Source organism: Microbacterium sp. CFBP 13617, assembly GCF_014839445.1.
Lineage (GTDB): Bacteria > Actinomycetota > Actinomycetes > Actinomycetales > Microbacteriaceae > Microbacterium.
The window spans coordinates 722744-746652 of sequence record NZ_JACYNW010000001.1 but is presented as its reverse complement, the minus strand read 5'-3'; the positions used below and the strand labels follow the sequence as shown (position 1 = coordinate 746652).

The following is a 23909-nucleotide window of genomic DNA, read 5'->3' as shown; positions in this document are numbered from 1 at the left end:
CGCATTTGGCGCCGCCGCCGGCACCGGCGAGAATCAACCGTGCTCGATGGACCGGTGATCGCCGAATGGCTCCCCGTGTCGGTGGCATCCCTCCTGCTGCTGCTGGTCGCCGCGGGCGTCGCCGGATGGGTCGACGCGGTCGTCGGCGGCGGCGGACTGATCCAGTTGCCGGCGTTGGTCATCGCCGTGCCGAAAGACGTCGCGACCCCGTTCATCCTGGGCACGAACAAGCTGTCGTCGTTCTTCGGCACGCTCTCGGCGAGCGGGGTGTACCTGCGCAAGATCAGGGTGCAGCTCGTGCTCCTGCTGCCGCTGGTCGCCGGCGCGTACGCCGGTTCCACGGTCGGTGCCGCCCTCTCGCGCTTCGTTCCGCGCGAGGTGCTGACGCCCGTGGTGCTCGTCGCGGTGATCGCGGTGGCGCTGTACACGCTCTTCAAGCCCCGCATGGGACTGCACCACGAGCCGCGGCACACCCGACCGGCGGCCATCGCCTGGCGGGCGGGCGTGATCGGTCTGCTGGTGGGTTTCTACGACGGCATCCTGGGTCCGGGGACGGGGTCGTTCTTCGTCATCCTGATCGTCGCCGTGCTGGGGTACGGCTTCCTGCAGGCGAGCGTGAACGCCAAGATCGCGAACCTCACCACCAACCTCGCCGCCCTGGCCGTCTACGGCGTGCACGGCGAGATCCTGCTCGCCCTGGGCTTCGCCATGGCCGCGATGAACATCACCGGCGGGTTCATCGGCGCGCACATGGCCACCCGCAAGGGCAGCGGCTTCGTGCGGATCGTGTTCCTGGTGACCCTGTCGCTGCTCGTGGTGAAGCTCGCGTGGGACACCGTGGTGCAGTTCACGGCGTGAGCCCGAACGCCGGGCGCGTGGAGCGGGCGCGTGTAGCGGGCGCGTGTAGCGGGCGCGTGTGGCGGGCGCGTGTAGCGGGCGCGTGTAGCGGGCGCGTCAGCGGACGATGTCGGCCACGTCTTCGGGCTCGGATGCCACGTCGAGACGCAGCGCCCGCAGCAGCGCCACCCCGTGCTTGGTGGTGAGCACCAGACGCTCGTACTCGTCGTGACCCGTGAGGTCGACGACGACGCTGGGTTTGCGACCGCGGATGACGACGAAGTCGTTGCCGCTCGCCGACTTCCACGTGCCCATCCCGACGGCCACCGGCAGGTTGATGCCGGGATTCGGCACGCCGCGCAGCCACGTCCAGGCGTCGTCGGTCAGTTGCACGCGCTCGATGTGCTCGCGCGGCACGACGATGTTGGTCTTGCGGAAAGACATCGCTCGCTCGGTCGGCGACAGCACGACTTCGAGCTGCGTCGAGTCGAGCAGCAGGGTCACCATGCCTTCCATCCTGCCAGCGTCGACGGGGCGCGACGGGCTCGGCACCTCACGAGAGCGCAACGATCACCCGCCGCACGCACGCGCCGCGCGACGCCCCGCCTCACCGGCCCGGATGTCGGAGGCGAGGGATAGCCTGGGACGATGAGTACGGGCAGTGTTGCGCCGCGAGTCGCACCGGCCCGCGGCACGTCGATCGACGACCTCCTCGCGCGCATCCGCGCCGGGCACCGCCCCGACGTCGATGAGACCGACGCCCTTCTGCACGCACCGCTCGACAGCCTGCTGCCCGTCGCCGCCGCGCTCCGCGACGAGGGGCTCGTCGACGCCGGCCGCCCCGGCGTGGTCACGTACTCGCGCAAGGTCTTCGTGCCGCTGACGACCCTGTGCCGCGACCGCTGCCACTACTGCGTCTTCGTCGACACCCCCGGCCAGCTGAACCTGCTGCGCAAGCCCGCGTACATGAGCCCCGAGCAGGTGCTCACCGTCGTGCGGCAGGGACAGGCCCTCGGCTGCAAAGAGGCGCTGCTCACCCTCGGCGACCGCCCCGAAGAGCGGTGGCCCGAGGCCCGCGCCTGGCTCGACGCGCACGGCTTCGCCTCGACCATCGACTACGTCGCCCACATCGCGCGCCTCATCACCGCCGAGACCGGCATGCTGGTGCACGCCAACCCCGGCGTCATGCACCCCGACGAGCTGGCGGCGCTGCGGCCCGTCTCGCCCTCGATGGGCATGATGCTCGAGACCACGTCGCGTCGCCTGTTCGAGGAGCCCGGCCAGGTGCACTTCGGCTCGCCCGACAAAGACCCCGACCTGCGCCTCAGCGTCATCGACGACGCCGGCGCCGCCGGCATCCCCTTCACCACCGGCATCCTGGTGGGCATCGGCGAGACGGTGCGCGACCGGGCCGAGTCGCTCGTGTCGATGCGCGACCGGCACGACCGGCACGGACACGTGCAAGAGATCATCGTGCAGAACTTCCGCGCCAAGCCCCGCACGGCCATGCAGGGCGCGCCCGACGCCGATCTGGCCGAGTACGTCGCGGCGGTCGCCACGGCCCGGCTCGTGTTCGGTCCGCGCATGCGCATCCAGGTGCCGCCGAACCTGTCCGACCCGGGCGAGCTGGGTCTGCTGATCGCGGCGGGCATCGACGACTGGGGCGGCGTGTCGCCGCTCACGGCCGACCACGTCAATCCCGAGCGTCCCTGGCCGCAGATCGACGACCTCGCCGCCCAGACGGCCGCGCACGGCTACACGCTGCGCGAACGCCTCACCGCGCATCCGGAGTTCGTGCGCGACGCGGCGCGCTGGATCGACCCCGCCCTGCACGCTCCCCTGCGGGCGCTGGCCGATGCCGAGGGGCTCGCCGCCGACGTGACGCCGCACGCCAGCCTGCCCGAGGACACGCACGCCGTGACGAGCGGAGGACGGGGGACGGAGGGAGGACTCCCTCTCGACGTCGCGTCCTCCGCCCGTCCCTCGTCCTCCGCCCATCCCGGCTCGACACCCTCAGCCCACCCCGGGAGCCCCGCCGGAGTGCCCGGCGGAGTGCCCGGCAGCGACCTGGGCGTCCGCCGTCTCGCCGAGCGGGCGGCATCCGATCCCCTGTCCCTCGACGACGCCGACTGGGTGCGCCTGCTGCGCACGACCGGCGCCGAGCTCGACGACCTCACCGCCGCCGCCGACGACGCGCGCCGCTACACCGTCGGCGAGCCGATCACCCTCGTGCAGAACCGCAACCTCACCTCGACGGGCTTGCGCCGCACCGGCCGCACCGCGCCGGGCGAGTTCGACCTCGACGACGCCACGGCCATCGCCGCCGACGCCGCCGTCCTCGGCGCGACCGAGATCTGCATCCAGGGCGCGTTGCGCGGCGACGAAGACCCCGCCGGCTATCTCGACCTCGTGCGGGCGGTGAAGCGCGGGGCTCCCGGCATCCACGTGCACGCTTACCGTCCGCTCGACGTGCGCGACCTCGCCGACCGCGGCGGACTCGGTCTCGCGGGCGCCCTCGCGGCCCTGCGCGAGGCGGGCGTCGACACCGTGCCGGGCACCGGCGTGAAGGTGCTCAGCGAGCGGGTGCGCGCCCTCGTCGCGCCGGGCGACCTCGAGATCGACCACTGGGTCGAGGGCATCACCGCGGCTCACCGCGCCGGTTTCCGCTCGACCTCGGTGCTGTTCTACGGCCACGTCGAGACCGCCGAGGAGCGCATCGCGCATCTGCGGCGCCTGCGCGAGATCCAGACCGAGACCCGCGGCTTCGCCGAGTTCGTGCCCATCCCCCTGCCCGGCGGCGACGTGCCGCTGGTCGCCGACCGCGCCCCGATCGACGAGCATCGCGCGATGGTCGCCGTGTCACGGCTGATGCTGTCGGGCAGCATCCCGCACGTGCAGATCCCCTGGACCCGCGTGGGCCGAGACACCGCCGCCGTGCTGCTGCGTTCCGGCGGCGACGACCTGGGCGGCACGCTGTACGACGGACGCGTGCGGCCCGACACGGGCATCGAGCAGGGACTCGAGCTGCCGGTCGCGGCGGCCGAGCGCATCGCCCGCAGCCTCATGCGACCGTTCCGCCTGCGCACGACCGACTACCGCGTCGCGGCAGAGGGCGGAGCCCGCGCGTGAGGGTCGTCGACGTCGCGATCGTCGGCGCAGGCTTCGCCGGCCTCGCCATGGCCGGGGCGCTCCGCCGGGCCGGGCGCGACGACTTCGTCGTGCTCGAGCGCGCCGATGACGTGGGCGGCACCTGGCGCGACAACACCTATCCCGGCGTCGCGTGCGACGTGCCCGCGCACCTCTACAGCCTCGCCGCGCACCCGAACGCCGGGTGGACGCGCACCTTCGCACCCGGCGGCGAGATCCAGGCCTACCTCCGTGACGTCGCCGATCGCGAGGACCTCGGCGATCGGCTGCGGCTGCGCACGCCCCTGCTTGGAGCGGAATGGGATGCCGCCGACGCCGTCTGGCACCTCGACACGGGTCACGAGACCCTCACCGCGCGCTCCCTCGTCCTGGCCTGCGGACGCCTCACCGAGCCGCACGTGCCGGCCATCGACGGCCTCGAGTCGTTCGACGGGCCCCTCTTCCACTCCGCGCGGTGGGACCACGACACCGACCTCGCCGGCATGCGGATCGCGGTCGTCGGCACCGGCGCCAGCGCCGTGCAACTGGTTCCCGAACTCGCCCGCCGTGCCGCCCACGTGACGCTCTTCCAGCGCACCCCCGCGTGGATCGTGCCGCGCGGCGGAGGCGACATCGCGCCCGCCGAGCGCGCGCACCTCGCCGCGCACCCGGGGGATCTCGCGCGACTGCGCGCCGAGCTGTACGCCGAGGGTGAGGCGCGCTTCGCGTCACGCTCGGGTGACGCCGTGGCCTCCGCCGATGCCCGCGCCCACGCGCTCGCGCACCTGCACGCCCAGGTCGCCGACCCGGCTCTGCGCGCAGCCCTCACCCCCGACTACTCCTTCGGCTGCAAACGCGTGCTGCTGTCCGATGCGTTCTACCCCGCCGTCGCGTCCGAGGCCGTGAGCCTCGAGCCCACCGCCCTGGCCGCGGTCGACGGCTCGACGCTGACGGCGCAGAGCGGCGCGACGTACGAGGCCGACGTGCTGGTGCTGGCCACCGGGTTCACCGCCGCCGAGCAGCCCTACGCCAACCTCGTGCACGGAGAAGACGGCACCCTCGCCGCGCACTGGGCCGAGGGCATGACCTCGTTCGGCTCCACGGTGGTCGCCGGCTTCCCCAACCTGTTCGTGCTGAACGGCCCGAACGCGAGTCTCGGGCACAACTCCTCGGTCCTCATGGCCGAGGAGCAGTCGGCGTACGTCGTGCGGGCCCTGGCCGAGCGCGACCGCCGACCCGAGCGGGTGCTGCGGGTACGCCCCGAGGTCGAGGCGGCGTACACCGACGAGATCGCCGCGGCCGCGGCATCCACCCCCTGGCTCACCGGCGGATGCCGCAACTGGTACGTCGACGACCGGTCGGGGCGGCTGACCCTGCTGTGGCCGGGCACCGTGCAGGCGTTCCATGAACGACTCGCCGGCACCGACGGGTCGGAGTTCGAACCCGCGCGCACCCCCGTGCGCGGTGGCGACGTTGAAGGAGAGAAATGACCGTTCCCCTGCGTTTCGGATACAAGGCTTCGAGCGAGCAGTTCGGACCCAACGAGCTCCTCGACTTCGGCGTGCTCGCCGAGAAGATGGGTTTCGACTCGGTCTTCCTCTCGGACCACCTCCAGCCGTGGATGCACGACGGCGGACACGCCCCCAACGCCCTGCCCTGGCTCGGCGCCCTCGGCGCGCGCACCGAGCGCGTCATCATCGGCACGAGCGTTCTCACCCCGACGTTCCGCTACCACCCCGGCGTCATCGCCCAGGTGTTCGCCACCCTCGGCGTGATGTACCCCGGCCGTGTCGTGCTGGGCGTCGGCACGGGTGAAGCCCTCAACGAGGTGACCCTGGGCCTCGACTGGCCCGAGGCGCCCGAGCGCTTCCAGCGCCTCAAAGAGGCCATCGCGATCATCAACGAGCTCTGGGCCGGCGAGCGGGTCACCTACGAGGGCACCTACTACTCGGTGAAGGATGCCACGATCTACGACCGCCCCGAGCAGAAGGTGCCGATCTACATCGGCGCCTCCGGCCCCGCGGCCACCCGCCTGGCCGGACGCATCGCCGAGGGCTACATCACCACGAGCGGCAAAGACCCCGCCCTGTACACCGACACGCTGCTGCCCGCGCTCGACGACGGCCTCGGCAAGGCCGGCCGCACCCGCGACGACGTCGACACGCTCATGGAGGTCAAGGTGTCTTACCACCCCGACCACGACACCGCGCTCGAGAAGACGCGGTTCTGGGCCCCGCTCGCACTCAGCGCCGACGAGAAGATGAGCGTGCACGACCCCCTCGAGATGCAGCGGCTCGCCGCCGAACTGCCGATCGAACGCGTTGCGTCGCGGTTCATCGTCTCAACCGACCCCGACGAGCACGTCGAACGCATCGCGCGATACGTCGACCTCGGCTTCCGCCACCTCGTGTTCCACGACCCGGGCCACGACCAGGAGGAGTTCCTGCGCATGTACGGCGAGGAGATCCTGCCGCGCCTGCGCAAGCGCTTCGCCTGAGTCGGGTCGGCGGGGCGCGGCGACGACGCGGCGGGGCTGGCGACTCAGCGGCGCCGCGGAGGCGGCCGCGCGAGCGGCCCGCTTGCGGGGCGCCGGTGGGCCACACTCCTGAGAAAAGGTCCCCACGCTGCCCCCTACCCGCCGAAAGCACGACCCCCAGCCCGAGATCTCAGGAGTTCGGCACACAATGGAGGCGATGAACATGCTTGACGTCCCCGCCTGGACGATCATCGTGCCGGTCAAACCCGCCGCGGTGGGCAAGTCGCGCCTGACCGACGTCGGCGTCGACCGCGAGGCACTCGCGCGTGCCATCGCGCTCGACACCGTGACCGCTGCAGCCGCGGCGGCCCGGGTCGCCCGCGTCATCGTCGTGACCGACGACGCGGGGGTGCGCGCCGAGCTCCGCCGTACCCGCAACGTCGAGGTCGTGCCCGAGGGCGACACCCGCGGCCTCGACGCCGCCATCGCCCTCGGCGCGGCCGCGGCCGGTGTCGCCACCGCGCGCGCCGCCCTGCTCGGCGATCTGCCGGCCCTGCGTCCCGCCGATCTCGACGCGGCCCTCGAGCTCGCGGCATCCGTCGAGCGGGGAGTGGTTCCGGATGCCGAGACCACCGGGTCCACCCTCGTCACCGCCCGAGCGGGGGCGGTGTGGGTCTCGGCGTTCGGCGAGGACTCCGCCGCCCGTCATCGCCTGCTCGGGTGCACCGACCTGGCCGTCGAGCGTGCGTCGTCGCTCCGCCGCGATGTCGACACGGCCGATCAGCTCTCGCAGGCGGTCGCGCTGGGCGTGGGCCCGCGCACGTCGGCCGTGTTGGCGTCGGCGGCGGCCTGACCGCTCGCCCGCGCGCCCACGCGCCCGCCCACGCCCCGCGCCCACGCCCCGCGCGCAGCGCGCGGCGGCTCAGGCCGCAGCGCCCACCGGCGAAGCGCATGCCCCGCGCAGAGCGCACCGGCGAAGCGCAAGCCCGCACGCAGCACACACCCGCGAACGGCTCCTCAGGCGCGCAGCGCCGCCTCGGCGATCGCCGCCGAAGTCGTCTCGTCACGCATCCACAGCGGCGCGACCACCGTGCGGATCCCCGCCGCCTCGACCTCGGGCGCGGCGGCGGCGTCTTCTTCCGCCAGCAGCCACGCGTCGAGCACACCACCCGCCGACCGTGCCGCGTAGTGCCGCGCGACGGCCGATGCCGAGGTCTCGACGCCGATCGCCGTGAGGCAGACATCGGCCATGCCGCGCACGACCCGCCCGGCGATGATCGGCGAGACGCCCACCACCCGCGCCGACGTCGCCCGCAGGGCCTCGCGCATTCCGGGGACCGCGAGGATCGGACCGATCGACACCACCGGGTTCGACGGCGCCAGCAGCACCACATCGGCCTGGGCGATGGCATCCACGACCCCGGGGGCGGGCACGGCGCCGGCGATCCCGGGATTCTCGAAGGCCCGCGGAGTCAGCGTGGCGCGGTGCCGCGTCCACCATTCTTGGAAGTGCAGGCGTCTCCCGTCCTCGAGCAGCACGTGCGTGTCGACCTCGGTGTCGGTCATGGGCAGCAGCCGCACGCCGAGCGGCCAGCGCTGCGCCATGCGGGCCAGCACCTCGGTGGGGGTGAGGCCGTCACGGAGCCAGCCGGTGCGGGCGAGGTGAGTGCCCAGGTCGAGGTCGCCGAGCGTGAACCACGGCCAGCCCGCCCCCCAGGCCTGGAGTTCCTCGTTGACCCGCTCCGTGTCGCCCGCGCGTCCCCACCCGCGCTCGGTGTCGTTGACCCCGGCGAGGGCGTAGGTGAGGGAGTCGACGTCGGGCTGCAGGCGCACACCCGACAGCCACAGGTCATCGCCCGTGTTGACGACGACGGTCGCATCGGGGGCACCGAGGCGCCGCAGCGCCGCGCGGACGCCGAGCGTGAACTTCGACCCTCCGACTCCACCGGCGAGGACGACGACACGGGGCTGGGGAGAAGTCATGCGTCCAGTCTTCCACCGGGCCCGGGGACGAGCCCGTCGTCGAGCTCAACTCGGTCGGGCGCCGCCCCCTCCGCGGGGGCAGGGCTGCCAGGTGGCGCGCCGACGCCGCGGGGCCATCGACGTGGGCCACCACGCCGAAAGTCGCGAGAGGAACGCCGAGAAAGAGGGCGGGGCGGCGTGGGCGGGGAGCATGATCCCAGCCTCGTCGCCCGGGTCCGCCCGCACATCATCACGAAGGACGAAACCGCTCCCTCGCGAGGATGACCCCGGCGAGGGCGCCGTTACTGGGCGAGCAGCGTCGGGTCCAAGGCCTCCGCCGCCGCCTTCGCCGCGGCCGGCAGGGCGTCGACCACGTGCGCGAGGGCGTCGTCGTCGTGCGCCGCGGTGAGGAACCACGCCTCGAACACGCTCGGGGGCAGCGAGATGCCGGCATCCAGCATCGAGTGGAAGAACGCGGCGTACCGCCACGACTGCTGGGTGAGCGCCGTGGCGTAGTCGAGCGGGATCTCGGGCAGGAACGCGACGCCGAACAGCGAGCCCGCGCGCGGGATCGCGTGCACGACCCCCTCGGCGCTCAGGGCGGCGTCGAGCGCGTCGGCGACCCGCTCGGCCGCGGCGTCGACGGTCGCGTAGACCTCGGGCGTCGCGAGGCGCAGCGTCGCCAGGCCCGCGGCGACCGACAACGGGTTCCCCGACAGCGTGCCCGCCTGGTACACCGGGCCGAGGGGCGCGAGGTGGTCCATGATCTCGGCGCGACCGGCCAGGGCGGCCAGCGGCATGCCCCCGCCGACGACCTTGCCATAGGTGAGGATGTCGGGCAGGTACGTCTCGCCTCGCGAGGCCTGGAGCCCCCAGAAGCCGGCGGGGTGCACGCGGAAGCCCGTGAGCACCTCGTCCATGATGAGCAGCGAGCCGTGGCTGTGCGCGATCTCGGCGAGCGCGGCGTTGTAGCCCGGCAGCGGCGGCACGACGCCCATGTTGGCCGAGGCCGCCTCGACGATGATCGCGGCGATGTTCTCGCCGTGCACCGCGAACGCCTCGCGCACCGCGTCGAGGTCGTTGTAGGGCAGCACGAGCGTCTGCGCGGCGATCGGTGCGGGAACACCGGCCGAGCCGGGCAGGGCGAGCGTGGCGACCCCCGATCCGGCGGCCGCCAGCAGCCCGTCGGAGTGACCGTGGTAGTGCCCGGCGAACTTGATGAGCAGGTCACGGCCGGTGACTCCGCGCGCCAGTCGGATGGCGGTCATGGTCGCCTCGGTGCCGGTCGAGACCAGGCGCACCTTCTCGATCGGTGCCAGATCGCCGACCTGCACGCGGTGGGCGATCAGGTCGGCCAACTCGACCTCGGCCCCCGTCGGCGCGCCGAAGGACAGACCCCGGGATGCCGCCGACCGAACCGCCTCGACCACCTCGGGGTGCGCGTGGCCGAGAAGGGCCGGACCCCACGAGGCGACGAGATCGACGTACTCGCGCCCTGTGGCATCCGTGATGCGCGGCCCCGACGCCGACTGCATGAACCGCGGTGTCCCGCCGACGGACCCGTAGGCGCGAACGGGTGAGTTCACCCCGCCCGGGATGACGTCTTTGGCGCGGGCGAACCACTGGTCGTTGAGATCGGTCATGCGTCAATTCTCCCGGGTGCACGCGCGTGAGTCGCCAAGATCTGTCGCTTCCGCGGACAGCGAAGCGACAAATCGTGGCGACTCACGCGAAAAGAAGGGGGGCTCAGAGCTCGGCGCGCAGCCAGCGGGCCGCCTCGACGGCCCAGTACGTGAGGATCGCGTCGGCGCCGGCGCGGCGGATGCCGAGCAGGCTCTCGAGGATGGCACCGCGGCGGTCGATCCAGCCGTGCGCCGCAGCGGCCTCGACCATCGCGTACTCGCCCGACACCTGGTAGGCCCACACCGGCACGTCGACCGAGGCCTTCACGTCGGCGAGCACGTCGAGGTACGGCAGTGCGGGCTTGACCATGACCACATCGGCGCCCTCTTCGACGTCGAGCAGCGCCTCCCGCACGCCCTCGCGGCCGTTGCCGGGGTCGAGCTGGTACGAGCGGCGGTCGCCCTTCAGCTGCGAGTCGACGGCCTCGCGGAAGGGGCCGTAGAAGGCTCCGGCGTATTTGGCCGAGTAGGCGAGGATCAGCGTGTCGGTGAAGCCCTTGGCATCCAGCGCCTCGCGCACCGCGCCGACCTGGCCGTCCATCATTCCCGACAGGCCCAGCATCGCCGAGCCCGCCCGCGCCTGCGCGAGACCCATGGCCGTGTACCGCTCGAGGGTCGCGTCGTTGTCGACGGCACCGTCGTCGCGGAGCACACCGCAGTGCCCGTGGTCGGTGAACTCGTCGAGGCACAGGTCGGTCTGCACGACCAGCGCGTCGCCCACCTCGGCCACGACGGCCTCGGTCGCGACGTTCAGGATGCCGCGGGGGTCGTCGGCTCCCGAGCCCACGGCGTCGCGCGTCTCGGGGACGCCGAACAGCATGACGCCGCCGATGCGCTGCTCGGCCGCCTCGGCCGCGGCGCGGCGGAGCGAATCGAGCGAGTGCTGCACGATGCCGGGCATCGAGCCGATCGGACTCGGCTCGGTGATGCCCTCGCGCACGAACATCGGCAGCACGAGCTGCGACGGCACGAGGTGCGTCTCTCGTGCGAGACGACGGACGGCGGGGGTGCGACGCAGGCGCCGCGGGCGGTGCTCGGGAAAGCTCATGAGGTCGATTCGTCGGGGGCGAGGGTGAAGCGGGCGACGGCCTCGATCAGCGACTCGACCGTCTGCGTGTCGGCCACGACGTCGACGCTGAGACCGGCGCGCTTGGCGTCCTTCGCGGTGCGCGGGCCGATCGCGGCGATGACGGTGGATGCCGGAATCTCGGGGAACTGATCGACCACCTGCTCCGCGACCGAACCACTGGTGACGAGGATGGCGTTGATGCGACCGGAGTGCACGTCGCCGGCGATCTTGTCGGACACCGGCACACCGACGGTGCGGTAGGCGACCACGCTGCGCACGTCGTGCCCGGCCTCGATCAGCAGGCGCGTGAGCACGGGCTTGGCGATCTCGCTGCGCAGGGTCAGCACCTTGCGCGGCTCGGACTCGAGGTCGATCATCTGCTCGGCCATGCCCTGGGCCGAGTTGTCGCGCTCGGGGACGAGGTCGACGTGGTAGCCCACGGCCTGCATCGCCGCGGCCGTGGTCTCGCCGACGACGGCGACCTTGGTGCCGGCGGGGATGACGGCCTTGTAGGCGTAGAGGACGTCGACGGTGGTCGCGCTGGTGAGCGTCAGCCAGTCGAACACCCCGTCGGCCAGCTCGGCGAGCGCCTGCTCGAGGGTGGCCTGGTCGTTCGTGGGCGCGAAGTTGATCAGCGGTGCGATGACGGGAACGGCCCCGCGCTGACGCAGACTCGCCGCGACGCCGTCGCCCCAGGGACCACCGCGCGGCACGAGGACGCGCCGGCCCGCGAGGGGCTTGGGCGTGCTGCCCGTCGTGGGGTGCGGCGTGTGCCGGTGGCCTTCATTCATGTGGTCGACTCTCGTGGTACCAGGTCGGCCGCCCCACGTTCGAGCAACCGACGCGCGGCTTCTCGGCCCGCTCGCGTCGCTCGCGCGATCGGACCCCCGTCGTCGGCAGCATCCGCTCCATTGCCGCTGCCCGTTTCCCCACCATACCCCGGTGCGAGACGCACAGTTCGGTCTATGCCGATCCTTCGTGCACCGTCGAGCGCGTAGACCACCGCGCGCAGCCGCAGGTCCCCGTCGGCGAGGGAGGCGTGCGTGCCGACGGGAGCACTGCACCCCGCGTCCAGCGCCGAGAGCACGGTGCGCTCCGCGGTGATCGCGACGCGGGTGTCCTCGTCGTCGAGCTGCACGAGCGCGGCCAGGATCTCGGGATCGATGTCGTCGCGCGTCTCGATGGCGAGCGAGCCCTGCCCCGGGGCCGTCGGCCACTCCGCGAGCCCGAGCGCCTCGGCGTGCAGTCCGCCCAGGTCGCCCCCGAGGCGCGAGATGCCCGCGGCGGCGAGGATGACGGCATCCAGTTCCCCGTCGCGCACGCGCCCCAGACGCGAGTCGACGTTGCCGCGGATGTCGCGGATGTCGAGACGGGGGTTGTGCCGCCGGGCCTGGGCGATGCGGCGGGGCGATCCGGTCCCCACCCGCGCGCCCGCGGCCAGCGACCCGAGGGGCGCGCCGTCGCGGGTCACGACCACATCGCGCGCGTCTTCTCGCGGGGGCGTGGCGGCGATGACGAGCCCCTCGGGCTGCGCCGTCGGGAGGTCTTTGAGCGAGTGGACGAGGAAGTCGCAGCGGTCGGCGGCGAGAGCCTCGCGGAGACCGTTCGCGAAGACGCCGCGTCCGCCCAGCTGAGACAGCGAGGCGCGGTTGACGTCGCCCTCCGACACGATGGGCACGAGTTCGACGGGGCAACCGGATGCCGCGGCCACGGCATCGGCGACCATCTGCGACTGCGCCATCGCCAGCGTGCTGCGACGAGTCCCCAGCCGCAGGGGCGCGCTCACTGCAGGATCTCGGGGATCTCGTCGAGCGCGACCAGACGGCCGGTGTAGAACGGCACCTCCTCGCGCACGTGGCGGCGAGCCTCGGTGTAGCGGAGGTCGCGCATCATGTCGACGAGGTCGGTGAGCACATCGGCCTCCATCGGCAGGAGCCACTCGTAGTCGCCGAGGGCGAACGAGGCCACCGTGTTGGCGATGACGCCGCGGTACTGCGACCCCTTCTTGCCGTGCTCGATGAGCATCTCGCGGCGCTCCTCCTCGGGGAGGAGGTACCACTCGTAGCTGCGCACGAAGGGGTACAGGCAGAGCCACTGCTGCGCCTCGATGCCGCGGAGGAAGCCGGGCACGTGCGAGCGGTTGAACTCCGCGTCGCGGTGCACGCCCATGGCGTTCCAGGTGGGAAGGAGGTTCTTCAGCAGCTCGGTGCGGCGCAGGCGCCGCAGGTCGCGCTGAAGGGCCTGGGGGTCTTCGCCGTGGAGCCAGACCATGAGGTCGGCGTCGGCGCGGAGGCCGCTGACGTCGTAGAAACCGCGGACGGTGACGCCGTCGGCCTCGACGAGCGAGACGAGGTCGGCGAGCTCGGTCGCCTCGGTGGCGGTGACCGGGTTCTCGGGATCGCGGCGGAAGACCGCCCACAGCGTGTACACGGAGGAGGAGCTGTCGTGGGACATGCCTCCAGTTTCGTCCCGTCGGGGCGGGGGGCCAAACCGGTTGACTCGCCGCCGAAGCACACTCTTGCGTGCACGCGTCGACGCGCATTGATAATGTGCGTCGACGGCGTCGGGGGACGCCGCCCGCGAAAGGGTGCCCGATGTGGCTGTACGACCTCCCCATGGCTGTGGGGTTGCCGATGTTCATCCTGCTCGTGGTGGGAGGCTCGTGCGGAATCCTGCTGGTGCTGCGCAAGTGGGTCTTCAGAGTCGCCCCGCAGGGTGACGAGTGGGACCGCGTGCTCAGCTACGCGGTCGGCGCCTACGGCGTCTTCTACGGCGTGACGCTCGCCCTGATCGCGGCCGCCGCGTACGGCAACTTCACCGAGGTCGACGGCGTCGTGCTCGATGAGTCGTCGTCATTGGCCACGCTGTACCGCAGCGCCACGCTGCTGCCCGAGCCGCAGGCCGACGAGCTGCAGGAGCAGATCGTGCAGTACACGCGCAACGTCATCGACGAGGACTGGCCGATGCAGCGGCACCTGGAGATCCCGATGGAGACGGATGCCAACATCACCGCCATGCAGAGCGCCATCGAGGCCGTGGAGCCGACCTCGGCGGTCGAGGTGGTCTACGTGCAAGAGGCCCTCGAGCAGTTCCAGCAGTTGGTGCACGACCGGCGCGACCGCATCGCGCTGACCCACCTGGCCCTTCCGAGCGTGCTGTGGATCGTGCTCGGGGTGGGCGCGGTGCTCAACGCCATCCTCATCGGGCTGATCGAGGTGCGGAACCTGCGCGTGCACCTGCTGATGTCGGGCATGCTGGCGCTGTTCGTCGCCCTGCTGCTGTACGCCATCGCCGGGTTCGACCACGCGTACGCCGGTCCGATCGCGGTGACGCCGGAGTACTTCCAGGATCTTCTGGACGGGTTGTTCGCGAACGAGCCGTAGACGGACTCGGATCGGCGCTCGGGCCGGTCCCTGCGAACGACGAAGCGGCCCGCCCCGACGGGGACGGGCCGCTTCGATGAGCGTCAGCGCGTGTAGGCGCGGACGATGCTCCAGACGGCCAGGCCGACGAGGCTCGCGACCCCCGCGACGACGGCGGCAGCCGCGGCGGGATTGCGCTGCGCGCTCTCGCGCACCTCACGGACCTTGTCGTCGACGGCCTCGCTCGCGCGGCGCGGGATGTTCGCCTTGTCTTCGAGGGCGGCCAGGGCGGCCTTCAACTCGGCGCGGGCCGACTGGACGGGATCGGTGATCCCCAGTGGCACGGCGGTGCGGGGCACGGGAACGGGACGATCAATACTCATCGCGGGCCTCCTTGACGATGCGGACGTCTTCGGCGATCGCTTCGCCGGGGTTCTCGCGCTTCGACAGCTTCTTGAAGCGCAGGTAACCCAACAGAGCCAGGATCGCGGTGATGACGATCATCACGCCGAACACGACGATCGCCGAGAGCCAGACCGGCCACCACGACGACAGTCCCGCGATGACGAACGCGAAGAACACCGGCACGGCCCAGAACAGCACGATGAGCGCGCCGACGAACCAGCCGGCGCCGATCCCGGCGTCTTTGGCCGTGCGCTGCGCCCACGCCTTGGCGCCGTTGATCTCGGCGACGACGAGGTTGCGCACGAGCTCGGGGATGTCGCCGACCAGAGTGAACAGGCTGTCGTCGGAACGATCGCGGAATCCGCGAGGAGTGGTCATGCCTCAGCTCCCGGACGAGGTGGAGCCGCTCTTGGACGCGCGCGCACGCGTGGTCGCGGCCTTCTCGGCTTCCTTGGCGTCGTCGACGGAATCCTCGACGACGTCGGCGACCTCGGAGGCCGACTGCTTCGCCGCCCGCGTGGCGCGCTCCGCGCGCTCCTGGGCGGTGCCGGACTGGGTCGCGGCGCCGGTGACCGACTTCGCGCCCTTCCACACCACACCGGGGACGGACTTGAGGGCCGAGACGCCGAACGCCTTGACCTTCTCGACCTGTCCCTGGACGACGGGCTGGTCCCAGACCTTCTCGGCCTGCGTCTTGATCTGCTCGTACCGGTCGCGGCCTGCGCGTGCACCGAGCACGTAGCCCGCCACGAGTCCGACGACGAGTGCTGCTTTGCCCCTCATGGGGTCTCCTCACGCTCGAACGAGTGCTGGTCGACTCTCACAGTAGCCATGTATTCCCATTACGGCATCCACCCTTGACACACGGCGGCGGATGACGAAGAACGGCGCCCGTCAGTGTCGCCAGAGCGCGTCGCTGCGCACACGGTCGGCCTCGTCGCGCGCATCGGGGATCACCTGCGCCAGCCCGGTGCCCGAGATCCACGCGCCCGTGGCCCCGAGCCCCGCGACGGAGCGGATCGCCCCGCGCGCGGCGGCCGTCTCGGCGGCCCGTCCGATGGTCGCCGCCGGCTGCGACTGCACGTAGCGCACCCGGTGCGCGGCACGCAGGGTCGAGCTCGGCAGCTCGACGCCGAGCAGGGCGGCGGCCTCCGAGAGGGCGAGGGCGGCGGCGGCATCGTCGTCGAGGGCGGAGGTGGCGGGCTCTTCACCCTGTGCTCCGAACGAGACCCGCACGACGTGGACGCCGGGCTCGGTGGCATCCCGCACCCAGTCCCACTTCGCACTCGAGTGGGTGAGCGCTTTGGCGATGTGGCTGCCGGGCACGGTCAGCACGCCGGTGCCGCGCGGCGCGCGATCGAGTTCGGGCGCGTGCACGACGAGCGTGACGACCTCGACCACCGGCGCCACGGGGTCGCCCAGGTCGAGACCCGGGACGACCGGGGCGAGCAGGGCGCGGGCGGCGCCCTCGGGAAGCGCCACGATCACGGCGTGCGCATGGAGGGGCTCATCGTCGGCCGAGGTCGCCACGGTCCATTCGCCGCCGTCGCGCGGATCGAGGCGCTCGGCGGCGACGCCGGTGCGCAGCTCGACCCCGCGCTCGACGAGCTGATCGACGAGGGCGTCGACGAGACGCGACATGCCGCCCGCGATCCCCTCGACCGCTCCGCCGGGCGCCGCGGTCTTCGACGCGGGACCGCCGGCGACGGGGACATCGGATGCCGGAGCATCGGCGGGCCGCGGAGCCGAACGACGCGCCCGCAGGTCGGCGACGGCGCCGGTGAGCGAGCCGACGCGGGTGAGGGCGGCGTTCAGGCCCGGGGCGGCCAGGTCGACGTCGATGTCGTCGGGGCGGGCGGAGTACACCCCGCTCGTGACGGGGGCGACGAGGCGGTCGAGCACGCGCGCGCCGAGACGCGAGCGCACGAGCTTGCCGAGGCTGTGCTGGTGCCCGATGGTGAGCGGGGGCCGCAGGCGGTCGACGTAGGCACGCCACGCTCCCGACCATCCGATGACACGGCGCACGTCGGGCGCCCAGGGATTGTCGGGGATGCCGAGCACCCCGCCCTTCGGCAGCGGGGCCGCCCCGACGCCCGGCACGCCGACCACCCACGCACCGGCCGGATTCGGCGACACGATGTCGTCGGCGAGGCCGAGGTCGTCGAGGAGCTCGCGCACGATGCCGCCGCGCGTCGCGAAGCTCTCGGCCCCCACGTCGAGGGTGATGCCGCCGACCTGGGCGGAACGCACGACACCGCCCACCGCGTCGGACGCCTCGAGCACCGTGACCCGCAGGCCGACCTTGGCGCACTCCCGCGCCGCGACGAGACCCGACACTCCCCCGCCCACGACGACCACGTGCGTCTCGTGCGCGTGACGCGCCAGCCGCTCGAGGGGCTCGCTCACGCGTCTGCGCCGTGCGCGCGGGCGACGATGCGCGTCAGCACCTCGGGATCGGTGTCGGGGGGCACGCCGTGGCCGAGGTTGAGCACGTGCGCGCGGGCCGCGCGGCCGCGGGCCAGCACGTCGTCGACGTGCGCGGCCAGCACCGACCAGGGCGCGCCGAGCAGTGCCGGGTCGATGTTGCCCTGCAGGGTCACGTCGGGACCGACCAGGGCCGCCGCCTCGTCGAGCGGCATGCGCCAGTCGACGCCGACCGCGTCGGCGAGCCCGCCGAGGCGCATGTCGTCGAGGAAGGCTCCGGTGCCCACGCCGAAGTGGATGCGCGGCACCTCGATGCCCTCGAGCGCCGCGTGCGAGTGCGGGGCGATGAACTCGCGGAACGTGGCCGGCGAGAGCGACCCGGCCCAGGAGTCGAACAGCTGCACGGCCTGCGCGCCCCCGTCGATCTGCGCGTCGAGGAAGGCGCGCGAGACTTTCGAGAGCCAGCCGGCCAGGCGGTGCCACGACGCCGGGTCGGCGTGCATCATCCCGCGGGCCCGCAGGTGCTCCTTCGACGGACCGCCCTCGACCAGATAGGCGGCGAGGGTGAAGGGCGCCCCCGCGAAACCGATCAGGGGCACCGCGTCGTCGAGCTCGGCGGTGACCAGGCGCACGGCCTCGCGCACGGGCTCCGCCGCGGAGGCCACCTCGGCCGGGTCGATCGCGGTGATCCGCGCCACGTCGTCGGCCGTGCGCACCGGATCGGCGAACACCGGCCCGCGGCCCGGCTCGATGACGACGTCGACGCCCGCGAGCCGCAGGGGTACGACGATGTCGCTGAAGAAGATGGCGGCGTCCACGTCGTGCCGGCGGATGGGCTGCAGCGTGATCTCGGCCGCGAGGTGCGGGGTGAGGCACGCGTCGAGCATGCGGGTGCCCACGCGCAGCTCGCGGTACTCGGGCAGGGAGCGCCCCGCCTGTCGCATGAACCACACCGGCTGCCGCTCGGGGCGGTCGCCGCGGAGGGCACGGAGCAGGGGCGCGTCGAGGGAGGCCATGGCATCCATCCTCCCACTGGGCGACGGCCGACCAGGGGGATGCCTCGACGTCGAGCGGCCCACCGGAATACCCCACGGGGCGCGGGCGTAGAATATGAACGTGCTGCTGTGCGTCAGCGCGAGTCATAAGACCGCGTCCTTCGAGCTCCTCGAGCGGCTCAGCGTACCCGCGACCCCGGTCGCGCCTCTGATCGCCGAGCACGACGAGTGCGTTCAGGGCGCCGTCGTGGTGGCGACCTGCAACCGCTTCGAGGCGTACGTCGACATGGACGAGCCCGTCACCGCGGGCGTCGCCCTCGGCATCGAGGCCACCCTCGCCGCCATCGAGACCGCCACCGGCGTTCCGGTCAGCGAACTCGAGGGCTCGTACACCGTGCTGGGCGGAAGCGACGTGGCCGAGCACCTGTTCTCGGTGGCATCCGGCCTCGAATCCGTCGTCGTCGGCGAGGGCGAGATCGCCGGCCAGGTGCGCCGCGCGCTCACCGAGTCCCGCGCCCTCGGCACCACCTCCGCCGAACTCGAGCGCCTGTTCCAGCGGGCCTCCGAAGCGCAGCGCGGCGTGAAGAACTCCACCGCCATCGGCCGCGCCGGCCGCTCGCTCGTGCGCCTGGGCCTGGAGCTCGCCGACAGCCGCATCGCCGACTGGTCGACGCAGCGTGTGCTGCTCGTCGGGACCGGCGCGTACGCCGCGGCCACGGTCGCCGCCCTCCGCGATCAGGGCGCCGCCGACATCTCGGTGCACTCCCCCTCGGGTCGGGCGACCAAGTTCGCGACGAAGCACGGCCTGCGTGCCGTCTCGGCCGAGACGTTCCCGATGGCGGTCGCCCACGCCGACCTCGTCATCACCTGCACCACCAGCGAGCACCACGTCGTCAGCGCCGCGACCTTCGCCGCGGGCCGCACCCGCGCCGAAGCCGCCGTCGAGGCGACCGCGGGCGGATGCCCCGTCGACCACACCGCGCGGCGCCTGGTGATCGACCTGGGCCTGCCCCGCAACGTCGACCCCGACGTCGCGACCGTGCCGGGCGTCGACCTGCTCGACCTCGAGACCATCCGCCTGCACGCCCCGCTCGAAGAACTGCAGGCCACCGACGCCGCCCGCGACCTCGTGCGCGACGCCGCCCGCCGCTTCGTCTCGGTCGGCGAACGCAAGAACATCACCCCCGCCGTCGTCGCCCTGCGCGCCCACGTGTTCGGCGTGCTCGACGCCGAGGTGGCGCGCGTCCGCGCCCGCGGCGACGAGGGCGGACAGACCGAGCAGGCGCTCCGCCACCTCGTCGGCGTGCTGCTGCACACCCCCACGACCCGCGCGCACCAGCTGGCCGAGACCGGCCGGGCCGATGAGTACGTCGACGCCCTGTCGGCGCTGTTCGGCATCGAGGTCACCGAGCCCCTCGTCGAGCGCGGCACCGCGCGCCCCGACGGCATCGCCGACGCGGGCTGAGGCACGCCGGCTCGCGCTGAGGCGCGGGCGTCCGTCGGGCAGGATGGATGCCGTGAGCACACCGGCATCCGAGGTCTACGTCGTCGCGGGAGAGGATCGCGCCCGCAACGGACTGCGGTGGGCGAGCACCGTGGTGCTCGGCCTGTTCGACGCGGGCAGCGTCGCGCCATCGGTGAGCGAGGTCGTGATCCGGCGCGTCGACGGGTCGATCGTGAAACGCCTGCCTCCCGGTGACGTCGACGACTTCACCGCGCAGCTGAACGAGATCACGGCCGACCTCGCGACGATGTCCGCCGTGCCCTTCGCCGAGAAGTGGATCGCCGAGCCGGCGTGAGCGGAGACCGACCGCGAGACCGCCCCCGCTGATACCTCGGGTGCACGATTCCCTCGCCGCACCCCTCGCGCGGGGAACGCGCGAGAATGAACGCATGAGCCTGCGCATCACCGACGACCCGGCCGCCGACGAACTGCTGTCGAGCAACCCGCTCGCGCTGCTGATCGGCATGCTCCTCGACCAGCAGGTCGCGATGGAGACCGCGTTCGCCGGTCCGCTGAAGATCCAGGAACGCGTCGGATCGATGGATGCCGCGACCCTCGCCCACGAAGACCCCGACGACTTCGCGGCCACCTTCTCGCAGTCGCCCGCCGTGCACCGCTATCCGGGCTCGATGGCGGGGCGCGTGCAAGCGCTGTGCGCGGCCCTCGAGGAGGACTGGGGCGGCGACGCCAAGAACCTCTGGACACGCGACGACCCCGACGGCGCCACGGTGCTGAAGCGCCTGAAGGCGCTTCCCGGCTTCGGCGAGCAGAAGGCGAAGATCTTCCTCGCCTTGCTCGGCAAGCAGTGCGGCTTCGACGGGGCCGGGTGGCGTGAGGCCTCAGCGCCCTACGGGGAAGACGGATCGTTCCGCTCGGTCGCCGACATCACGAGCCCGGAATCGCTCACCCGGGTGCGCGAGCACAAGCGCGCGGCGAAAGCCGCAGCCAAGGAAGCGAAAGCCTGAGGCTCGCCCGCGGGCGCCGAGGGGCAGCCTGCTGTTCCTCGCGTTCACCGCGTTCACGCGAACGAGCGCCTTTCGGGCACGGGCCTTTTGCGCTACTCGTCGCGCCCCGTGAAACTGCAGTCGACGGATCCGGCGCGTTCGTCGGAGACCAGGATGTTGCCGTCGCGGCGGATCTCGCACGAGATCACCGTGGTGGGGGTCGACGCCTGTGCTCCGATGCCGATGACCGTCGCGCTGGAGTCGAGAGTGATGGTCTCGCCCGAGTCCCACTTCTCGTTCGTGCGATCGGCGCCTTCCCTGATGACCACGTTCACGGGTTCCGGCGAGTCGACCGTGAGCGTGTACGTCGCGGACGGGGCCAAGGCTCCCCCGAGGAGTACTGCGCCGATGGTGACGGCGGGAGCGACGATCGCCAACGCGGACAGCACGATGGCGATGATCCGGCCGAAGCGAGGGGCGGCGACTCCGCGCGCCCGGACCGCGAGAACGAGCGCGACCGCACCGATGACCACGGGCACGATCAGCACGGCCACGCGCGACCAGGACAGGAGCATGCCGACCGCGAAGAAGGCGAGAGCGGCGACCGAGAGAGCCATACTCGCCACACGCATCCGCGACACCGCGAGCGTTCGACCTTCGGTCATTTGTTTCCCCCATTCACGACACGACGATCTTAGGTGGGGTCAGGCACTTTCACCCGTTGGGGTTCTCTTTCGCGACGCGATATGCAGAATAGGGGGAGGGGCGGCTTCGGTGGTGGAGATGATCAGCGGTCGCCCGTTCGCAAGCGACGGATGAGGACATTTCTGTGAGCTACGACGACTTGGACAGTTCAATCGGCGCGTTGAAGAAGGCGGCGATCGACGCCTTCATGGCTGACGACGGCTTCTACGAAGACAAGTTCGGCACCAACTACTACTACAAGTGGGGCTGGGCGCCGAACGGCTACGAGATGCCGAACGCCTCCGGCGAGGGCGGCGGCAAGGTCGACGGCATGCCCTGGAACGACGACATCTCTTACGACGGCGTCCGCTCGCGTGTCGACGACGTTGTCGACAAGTGGCGCGCCCTGCCGACCGGCGCCGACGCCGGGGTGTACAAGACGTCCACGTCGAGTGCGGCCGCCAGTCTCGGGGCATCCGGAAGCGGTGCGTCCGTCGCCGACGACGGAGCGATCCTCACCTCGACGAACACCATGGGCGATCTGCTCACGCAGGAGTTGGTCGCGTCCTTCATCGGGCCGATGCTCGACAAGTACTACACCCAGTTCAAGGGTGTCTCGCAGAGTCTCGGAGCCGCTGCCGCGATCCTGCAGATGAACTACACGATGCAGTCGACCATGTGGGAGGGCGTGCGCGACGACGTGGCCACCATCGTGGAGAACGCCAAATCCGCGTGTGCCGAGTACGCCGAGAGCAAGGGTTCGGCCGACTTCCAGATCACGCTGGGAGTGGTGGCCACGGTCGCCGCAGCGGTGGCGACCGTGGCCACCGCCGGCGCGGCAGCACCCCTTGTCGGCGCGATGGTCACCCTTTCGTCTGCCGCCTCGACCGCGGTCGCCGCCATCAGCGCGGATGCCTCGATCACCGGCGGAAGCTACGACGAGATCATGTCGTCTTTCGAGGAAGCCCTCGAGACACTCCGCGTGGCGGTCTCCGATCAGGAGTCCGAGGTTCGCACCATGCTCTCCGGCGCCGTCGATGCGATCATCGCCGACCCGGGCGGCTTCGATCTGAACCGCTACCGGATCGAGCCGCAGGATCAGAACTTCTCCGACGAGATCGTGATGGTACGTCAGCACACGAATACCGTGTCGAGCAATATGCAGCGTGTGATCGAGGGCCTTGATGCCGCGAAGACCGCGCTCGGATCCCCGCCCTATTCGGACCCGACGCCGCACGCCGCGATCTCGAGCGGAACGCACTCGAATGCGCTGAATCTGTTCGACTACACGGCCGATGCGATCAATTCGACCCTGCAGGAGTACTCGCGCGGCAAAGATCTCTTCGACGCCGAAGTGGAGAACTACTTCAACGCCGACGAAGAGAACCAGCGACTCGTCGAGCAGCTCGCTGCGTCGGAAGCCCTCACGCCCAACTGATGAGACTCATCCGGTACCCGGACCACAGCAGAACGGATCACATCGCAATGGAAAGCCGTGTCTTCGGACCCGTGGAGCTCGTCGGCGGCGTCGGCGGCGCCGTGTTCGAAACGACGACCGAGCTCAGCGGCGCCACCGTGCCGTTCCGCCTCGAAGTGGACTACCCGTCTCGATTCGATGAGCGGCAGGTCGAGCAACTCGACGCCATCCTCCTGGGCTGGGAGCGGATCGACATGATGGCCCGTGACGCGCTGACCGCGGCTCTGGACGATCCCGATTCCGCTCCATCGGCACTCTTCCGGGAATGGGAAGAGGAGTTCGCGTCGGGGAACGGCGACACCCGCGATTTCCTGGCCGAACTCAAGCCGGAGAGCGTCACGATGCTGTGGGACGCTCCGGGCTCCCACCAGGATCGCATCGTGATGCCCTGGGGCTATTCGCTGGCGGCCGGCTCGGTCGTTCTGCGCTTTCGCGAGCGCGTGGGTGTCGAGATCGATCCGGTCCGCAGCGCCGTCTGAGGGCGTCGTGCTCTCCCTTCGCGAGCCAGTGAGCGATCCGGTGCAGCGGGCGATCACGCGCTCCGCCCTCCGGCGTGGCGTGATCGCCGCGGTTCTCGTTCCGGTCACGCTCGTCATCCTGCTCGTGGCGCTCGACGTGTGGCGCGCCTCGGTTGGTGCGGCCTTCCTCGCCCTCCCCGGCAACCTGCTTCTCGCCGTGCTTTTCGCGGTGGTGGCGATTCGGGCGTTCCTCCTCGCCCGTCGAGGTGCGCAGACCGAGCGGGGGGCGTCCACCGATCGTGCGCTCGTGCTCGTCTGCCTGGTCGTCGGCGGCTTCATGCTGGTGCTTCCCGCCCTCACGGCGCTCGGTGCCCCCGGCGGTATCGCCGTGGCGATCTACGCCGTGGCGATCACCGCGGTCCTGGTGGTCCTCTGCCGCTCGAACTGGAGGACCCCCTCTTCCGGGGCTCCGCTCGCCGCTCACGGCCCCGTGATCTGAACCCT

25 protein-coding genes are annotated in these 23909 nt (G+C 71.8%); 12 read left to right on the top strand and 13 right to left on the bottom strand.

Going from position 1 to position 23909, the window contains the following annotated elements; all coding sequences use genetic code 11:
• Window positions 1-39: 39 nt before the first annotated feature.
• A complete protein-coding gene (locus tag IFU40_RS03335) occupies window positions 40-858 on the top strand; it encodes a sulfite exporter TauE/SafE family protein (RefSeq protein WP_055832774.1) in 819 nt (272 codons plus the stop codon).
• 96 nt (window positions 859-954) lie between these two features.
• Here IFU40_RS03335 and IFU40_RS03330 read toward each other — a convergent pair whose 3' ends face one another.
• Complete coding sequence (locus IFU40_RS03330; RefSeq protein ID WP_055832773.1) at window positions 955-1344, bottom strand: hypothetical protein; 390 nt, start codon at window positions 1342-1344, stop codon at window positions 955-957.
• 141 nt (window positions 1345-1485) lie between these two features.
• Between IFU40_RS03330 and cofG the strand changes: the two genes are divergently transcribed.
• The 4 genes from cofG (at window position 1486) to cofC (ending at window position 7292) form a co-directional block, all read left to right on the top strand.
• Window positions 1486-3966 (top strand): 7,8-didemethyl-8-hydroxy-5-deazariboflavin synthase CofG, encoded by a 2481-nt coding sequence (gene cofG / locus IFU40_RS03325; protein ID WP_191925360.1) that lies wholly within the window; start codon window positions 1486-1488, stop codon window positions 3964-3966.
• Entirely contained in the window at window positions 3963-5453 is a 1491-nt protein-coding gene (locus IFU40_RS03320; protein WP_191925359.1) for an NAD(P)-binding domain-containing protein, read from the top strand. Before cofG ends, IFU40_RS03320 begins: the two co-directional genes overlap by 4 nt.
• Window positions 5450-6460 (top strand): glucose-6-phosphate dehydrogenase (coenzyme-F420), encoded by a 1011-nt coding sequence (gene fgd / locus IFU40_RS03315; protein WP_055832771.1) that lies wholly within the window; start codon window positions 5450-5452, stop codon window positions 6458-6460. Before IFU40_RS03320 ends, fgd begins: the two co-directional genes overlap by 4 nt.
• Before the next feature lie 196 nt (window positions 6461-6656).
• Entirely contained in the window at window positions 6657-7292 is a 636-nt protein-coding gene (gene cofC, locus IFU40_RS03310; RefSeq protein WP_191925358.1) for a 2-phospho-L-lactate guanylyltransferase, read from the top strand.
• Between the two features lie 164 nt (window positions 7293-7456).
• Here cofC and cofD read toward each other — a convergent pair whose 3' ends face one another.
• The 6 genes from cofD to hemQ form a co-directional block, all read right to left on the bottom strand.
• A complete protein-coding gene (cofD, locus tag IFU40_RS03305) occupies window positions 7457-8422 on the bottom strand; it encodes a 2-phospho-L-lactate transferase (RefSeq protein WP_191925357.1) in 966 nt (321 codons plus the stop codon).
• Window positions 8423-8703: 281 nt separating this feature from the next.
• Entirely contained in the window at window positions 8704-10044 is a 1341-nt protein-coding gene (hemL, locus tag IFU40_RS03300; protein WP_191925356.1) for a glutamate-1-semialdehyde 2,1-aminomutase, read from the bottom strand.
• Window positions 10045-10147: 103 nt separating this feature from the next.
• A complete protein-coding gene (gene hemB, locus IFU40_RS03295; RefSeq protein WP_191925355.1) occupies window positions 10148-11131 on the bottom strand; it encodes a porphobilinogen synthase in 984 nt (327 codons plus the stop codon).
• Window positions 11128-11943 carry a uroporphyrinogen-III synthase gene (locus IFU40_RS03290; RefSeq protein ID WP_055832767.1) on the bottom strand — a complete coding sequence of 272 codons (816 nt, stop codon included), beginning with the start codon at window positions 11941-11943 and terminating at the stop codon, window positions 11128-11130. Before IFU40_RS03290 ends, hemB begins: the two co-directional genes overlap by 4 nt.
• The gene (gene hemC / locus IFU40_RS03285) at window positions 11940-12938 is read right to left on the bottom strand and encodes a hydroxymethylbilane synthase (protein WP_191925354.1); all 999 of its coding nucleotides are present in this window, start codon (window positions 12936-12938) and stop codon (window positions 11940-11942) included. Before hemC ends, IFU40_RS03290 begins: the two co-directional genes overlap by 4 nt.
• Window positions 12935-13606 (bottom strand): hydrogen peroxide-dependent heme synthase, encoded by a 672-nt coding sequence (gene hemQ, locus IFU40_RS03280; RefSeq protein ID WP_055832765.1) that lies wholly within the window; start codon window positions 13604-13606, stop codon window positions 12935-12937. Before hemQ ends, hemC begins: the two co-directional genes overlap by 4 nt.
• A 140-nt stretch (window positions 13607-13746) precedes the next feature.
• Between hemQ and IFU40_RS03275 the strand changes: the two genes are divergently transcribed.
• On the top strand, window positions 13747-14535 hold the full coding sequence (locus tag IFU40_RS03275) for a bestrophin-like domain (RefSeq protein WP_055832764.1): 789 nt from the start codon (window positions 13747-13749) through the stop codon (window positions 14533-14535).
• Window positions 14536-14618: 83 nt separating this feature from the next.
• Here IFU40_RS03275 and IFU40_RS03270 read toward each other — a convergent pair whose 3' ends face one another.
• The 5 genes from IFU40_RS03270 to hemE form a co-directional block, all read right to left on the bottom strand.
• Window positions 14619-14897, bottom strand: a complete 279-nt coding sequence (locus tag IFU40_RS03270; protein WP_055832763.1) for a hypothetical protein — start codon at window positions 14895-14897, stop codon at window positions 14619-14621.
• Window positions 14887-15297, bottom strand: coding sequence for a phage holin family protein (locus tag IFU40_RS03265; RefSeq protein ID WP_055832762.1), 411 nt, complete (start codon window positions 15295-15297; stop codon window positions 14887-14889). Before IFU40_RS03265 ends, IFU40_RS03270 begins: the two co-directional genes overlap by 11 nt.
• Before the next feature lie 3 nt (window positions 15298-15300).
• Window positions 15301-15702: a hypothetical protein gene (locus tag IFU40_RS03260; protein ID WP_055832761.1), complete on the bottom strand. Its 402-nt coding sequence runs from the start codon at window positions 15700-15702 to the stop codon at window positions 15301-15303.
• A gap of 111 nt (window positions 15703-15813) precedes the next feature.
• On the bottom strand, window positions 15814-17325 hold the full coding sequence (gene hemG, locus IFU40_RS03255; protein ID WP_191925353.1) for a protoporphyrinogen oxidase: 1512 nt from the start codon (window positions 17323-17325) through the stop codon (window positions 15814-15816).
• On the bottom strand, window positions 17322-18359 hold the full coding sequence (hemE, locus tag IFU40_RS03250; RefSeq protein ID WP_191925352.1) for a uroporphyrinogen decarboxylase: 1038 nt from the start codon (window positions 18357-18359) through the stop codon (window positions 17322-17324). Before hemE ends, hemG begins: the two co-directional genes overlap by 4 nt.
• A 100-nt stretch (window positions 18360-18459) precedes the next feature.
• On the opposite strand from hemE, the gene IFU40_RS03245 reads away from it, so the two are divergent.
• The 3 genes from IFU40_RS03245 (at window position 18460) to IFU40_RS03235 (ending at window position 20807) form a co-directional block, all read left to right on the top strand.
• On the top strand, window positions 18460-19803 hold the full coding sequence (locus IFU40_RS03245) for a glutamyl-tRNA reductase (RefSeq protein ID WP_055833213.1): 1344 nt from the start codon (window positions 18460-18462) through the stop codon (window positions 19801-19803).
• A 52-nt stretch (window positions 19804-19855) separates the two neighbouring features.
• Window positions 19856-20137, top strand: coding sequence for a hypothetical protein (locus IFU40_RS03240; protein ID WP_055832758.1), 282 nt, complete (start codon window positions 19856-19858; stop codon window positions 20135-20137).
• A 94-nt stretch (window positions 20138-20231) separates the two neighbouring features.
• Window positions 20232-20807: an HhH-GPD-type base excision DNA repair protein gene (locus tag IFU40_RS03235; RefSeq protein ID WP_191925351.1), complete on the top strand. Its 576-nt coding sequence runs from the start codon at window positions 20232-20234 to the stop codon at window positions 20805-20807.
• A gap of 92 nt (window positions 20808-20899) precedes the next feature.
• Here the strand turns inward: IFU40_RS03235 and IFU40_RS03230 are convergent, their stop codons facing one another.
• Window positions 20900-21451: a hypothetical protein gene (locus IFU40_RS03230; protein WP_191925350.1), complete on the bottom strand. Its 552-nt coding sequence runs from the start codon at window positions 21449-21451 to the stop codon at window positions 20900-20902.
• A 164-nt stretch (window positions 21452-21615) separates the two neighbouring features.
• Between IFU40_RS03230 and IFU40_RS03225 the strand changes: the two genes are divergently transcribed.
• The 3 genes from IFU40_RS03225 to IFU40_RS03215 all read left to right on the top strand — a co-directional run bounded on the left by IFU40_RS03225 (window position 21616) and on the right by IFU40_RS03215 (window position 23904).
• Window positions 21616-22908, top strand: coding sequence for a hypothetical protein (locus IFU40_RS03225; RefSeq protein WP_191925349.1), 1293 nt, complete (start codon window positions 21616-21618; stop codon window positions 22906-22908).
• A gap of 71 nt (window positions 22909-22979) precedes the next feature.
• Complete coding sequence (locus tag IFU40_RS03220) at window positions 22980-23426, top strand: hypothetical protein (RefSeq protein WP_191925348.1); 447 nt, start codon at window positions 22980-22982, stop codon at window positions 23424-23426.
• Window positions 23427-23433: 7 nt separating this feature from the next.
• A complete protein-coding gene (locus tag IFU40_RS03215) occupies window positions 23434-23904 on the top strand; it encodes a hypothetical protein (RefSeq protein ID WP_191925347.1) in 471 nt (156 codons plus the stop codon).
• The last annotated feature ends 5 nt before the right edge of the window (window positions 23905-23909 follow it).

Excerpts from the sequence above, each read along its gene's own strand:
- IFU40_RS03260 (WP_055832761.1), bottom strand. The coding sequence starts at position 15,702 with ATGAGGGGCAAAGCAGCACTCGTCGTCGGACTCGTGGCGGGCTACGTG.
- IFU40_RS03270 (WP_055832763.1), bottom strand. The coding sequence starts at position 14,897 with ATGAGTATTGATCGTCCCGTTCCCGTGCCCCGCACCGCCGTGCCACTG.
- cofD (WP_191925357.1), bottom strand. The coding sequence starts at position 8,422 with ATGACTTCTCCCCAGCCCCGTGTCGTCGTCCTCGCCGGTGGAGTCGGA.
- hemB (WP_191925355.1), bottom strand. The coding sequence starts at position 11,131 with ATGAGCTTTCCCGAGCACCGCCCGCGGCGCCTGCGTCGCACCCCCGCC.
- IFU40_RS03230 (WP_191925350.1), bottom strand. The coding sequence starts at position 21,451 with ATGACCGAAGGTCGAACGCTCGCGGTGTCGCGGATGCGTGTGGCGAGT.
- hemL (WP_191925356.1), bottom strand. The coding sequence starts at position 10,044 with ATGACCGATCTCAACGACCAGTGGTTCGCCCGCGCCAAAGACGTCATC.
- IFU40_RS03275 (WP_055832764.1), top strand. The coding sequence starts at position 13,747 with ATGTGGCTGTACGACCTCCCCATGGCTGTGGGGTTGCCGATGTTCATC.
- hemQ (WP_055832765.1), bottom strand. The coding sequence starts at position 13,606 with ATGTCCCACGACAGCTCCTCCTCCGTGTACACGCTGTGGGCGGTCTTC.
- cofC (WP_191925358.1), top strand. The coding sequence starts at position 6,657 with ATGAACATGCTTGACGTCCCCGCCTGGACGATCATCGTGCCGGTCAAA.
- IFU40_RS03235 (WP_191925351.1), top strand. The coding sequence starts at position 20,232 with ATGAGCCTGCGCATCACCGACGACCCGGCCGCCGACGAACTGCTGTCG.
- IFU40_RS03330 (WP_055832773.1), bottom strand. The coding sequence starts at position 1,344 with ATGGTGACCCTGCTGCTCGACTCGACGCAGCTCGAAGTCGTGCTGTCG.
- fgd (WP_055832771.1), top strand. The coding sequence starts at position 5,450 with ATGACCGTTCCCCTGCGTTTCGGATACAAGGCTTCGAGCGAGCAGTTC.
- IFU40_RS03265 (WP_055832762.1), bottom strand. The coding sequence starts at position 15,297 with ATGACCACTCCTCGCGGATTCCGCGATCGTTCCGACGACAGCCTGTTC.
- IFU40_RS03290 (WP_055832767.1), bottom strand. The coding sequence starts at position 11,943 with ATGAATGAAGGCCACCGGCACACGCCGCACCCCACGACGGGCAGCACG.
- cofG (WP_191925360.1), top strand. The coding sequence starts at position 1,486 with ATGAGTACGGGCAGTGTTGCGCCGCGAGTCGCACCGGCCCGCGGCACG.
- hemE (WP_191925352.1), bottom strand. The coding sequence starts at position 18,359 with ATGGCCTCCCTCGACGCGCCCCTGCTCCGTGCCCTCCGCGGCGACCGC.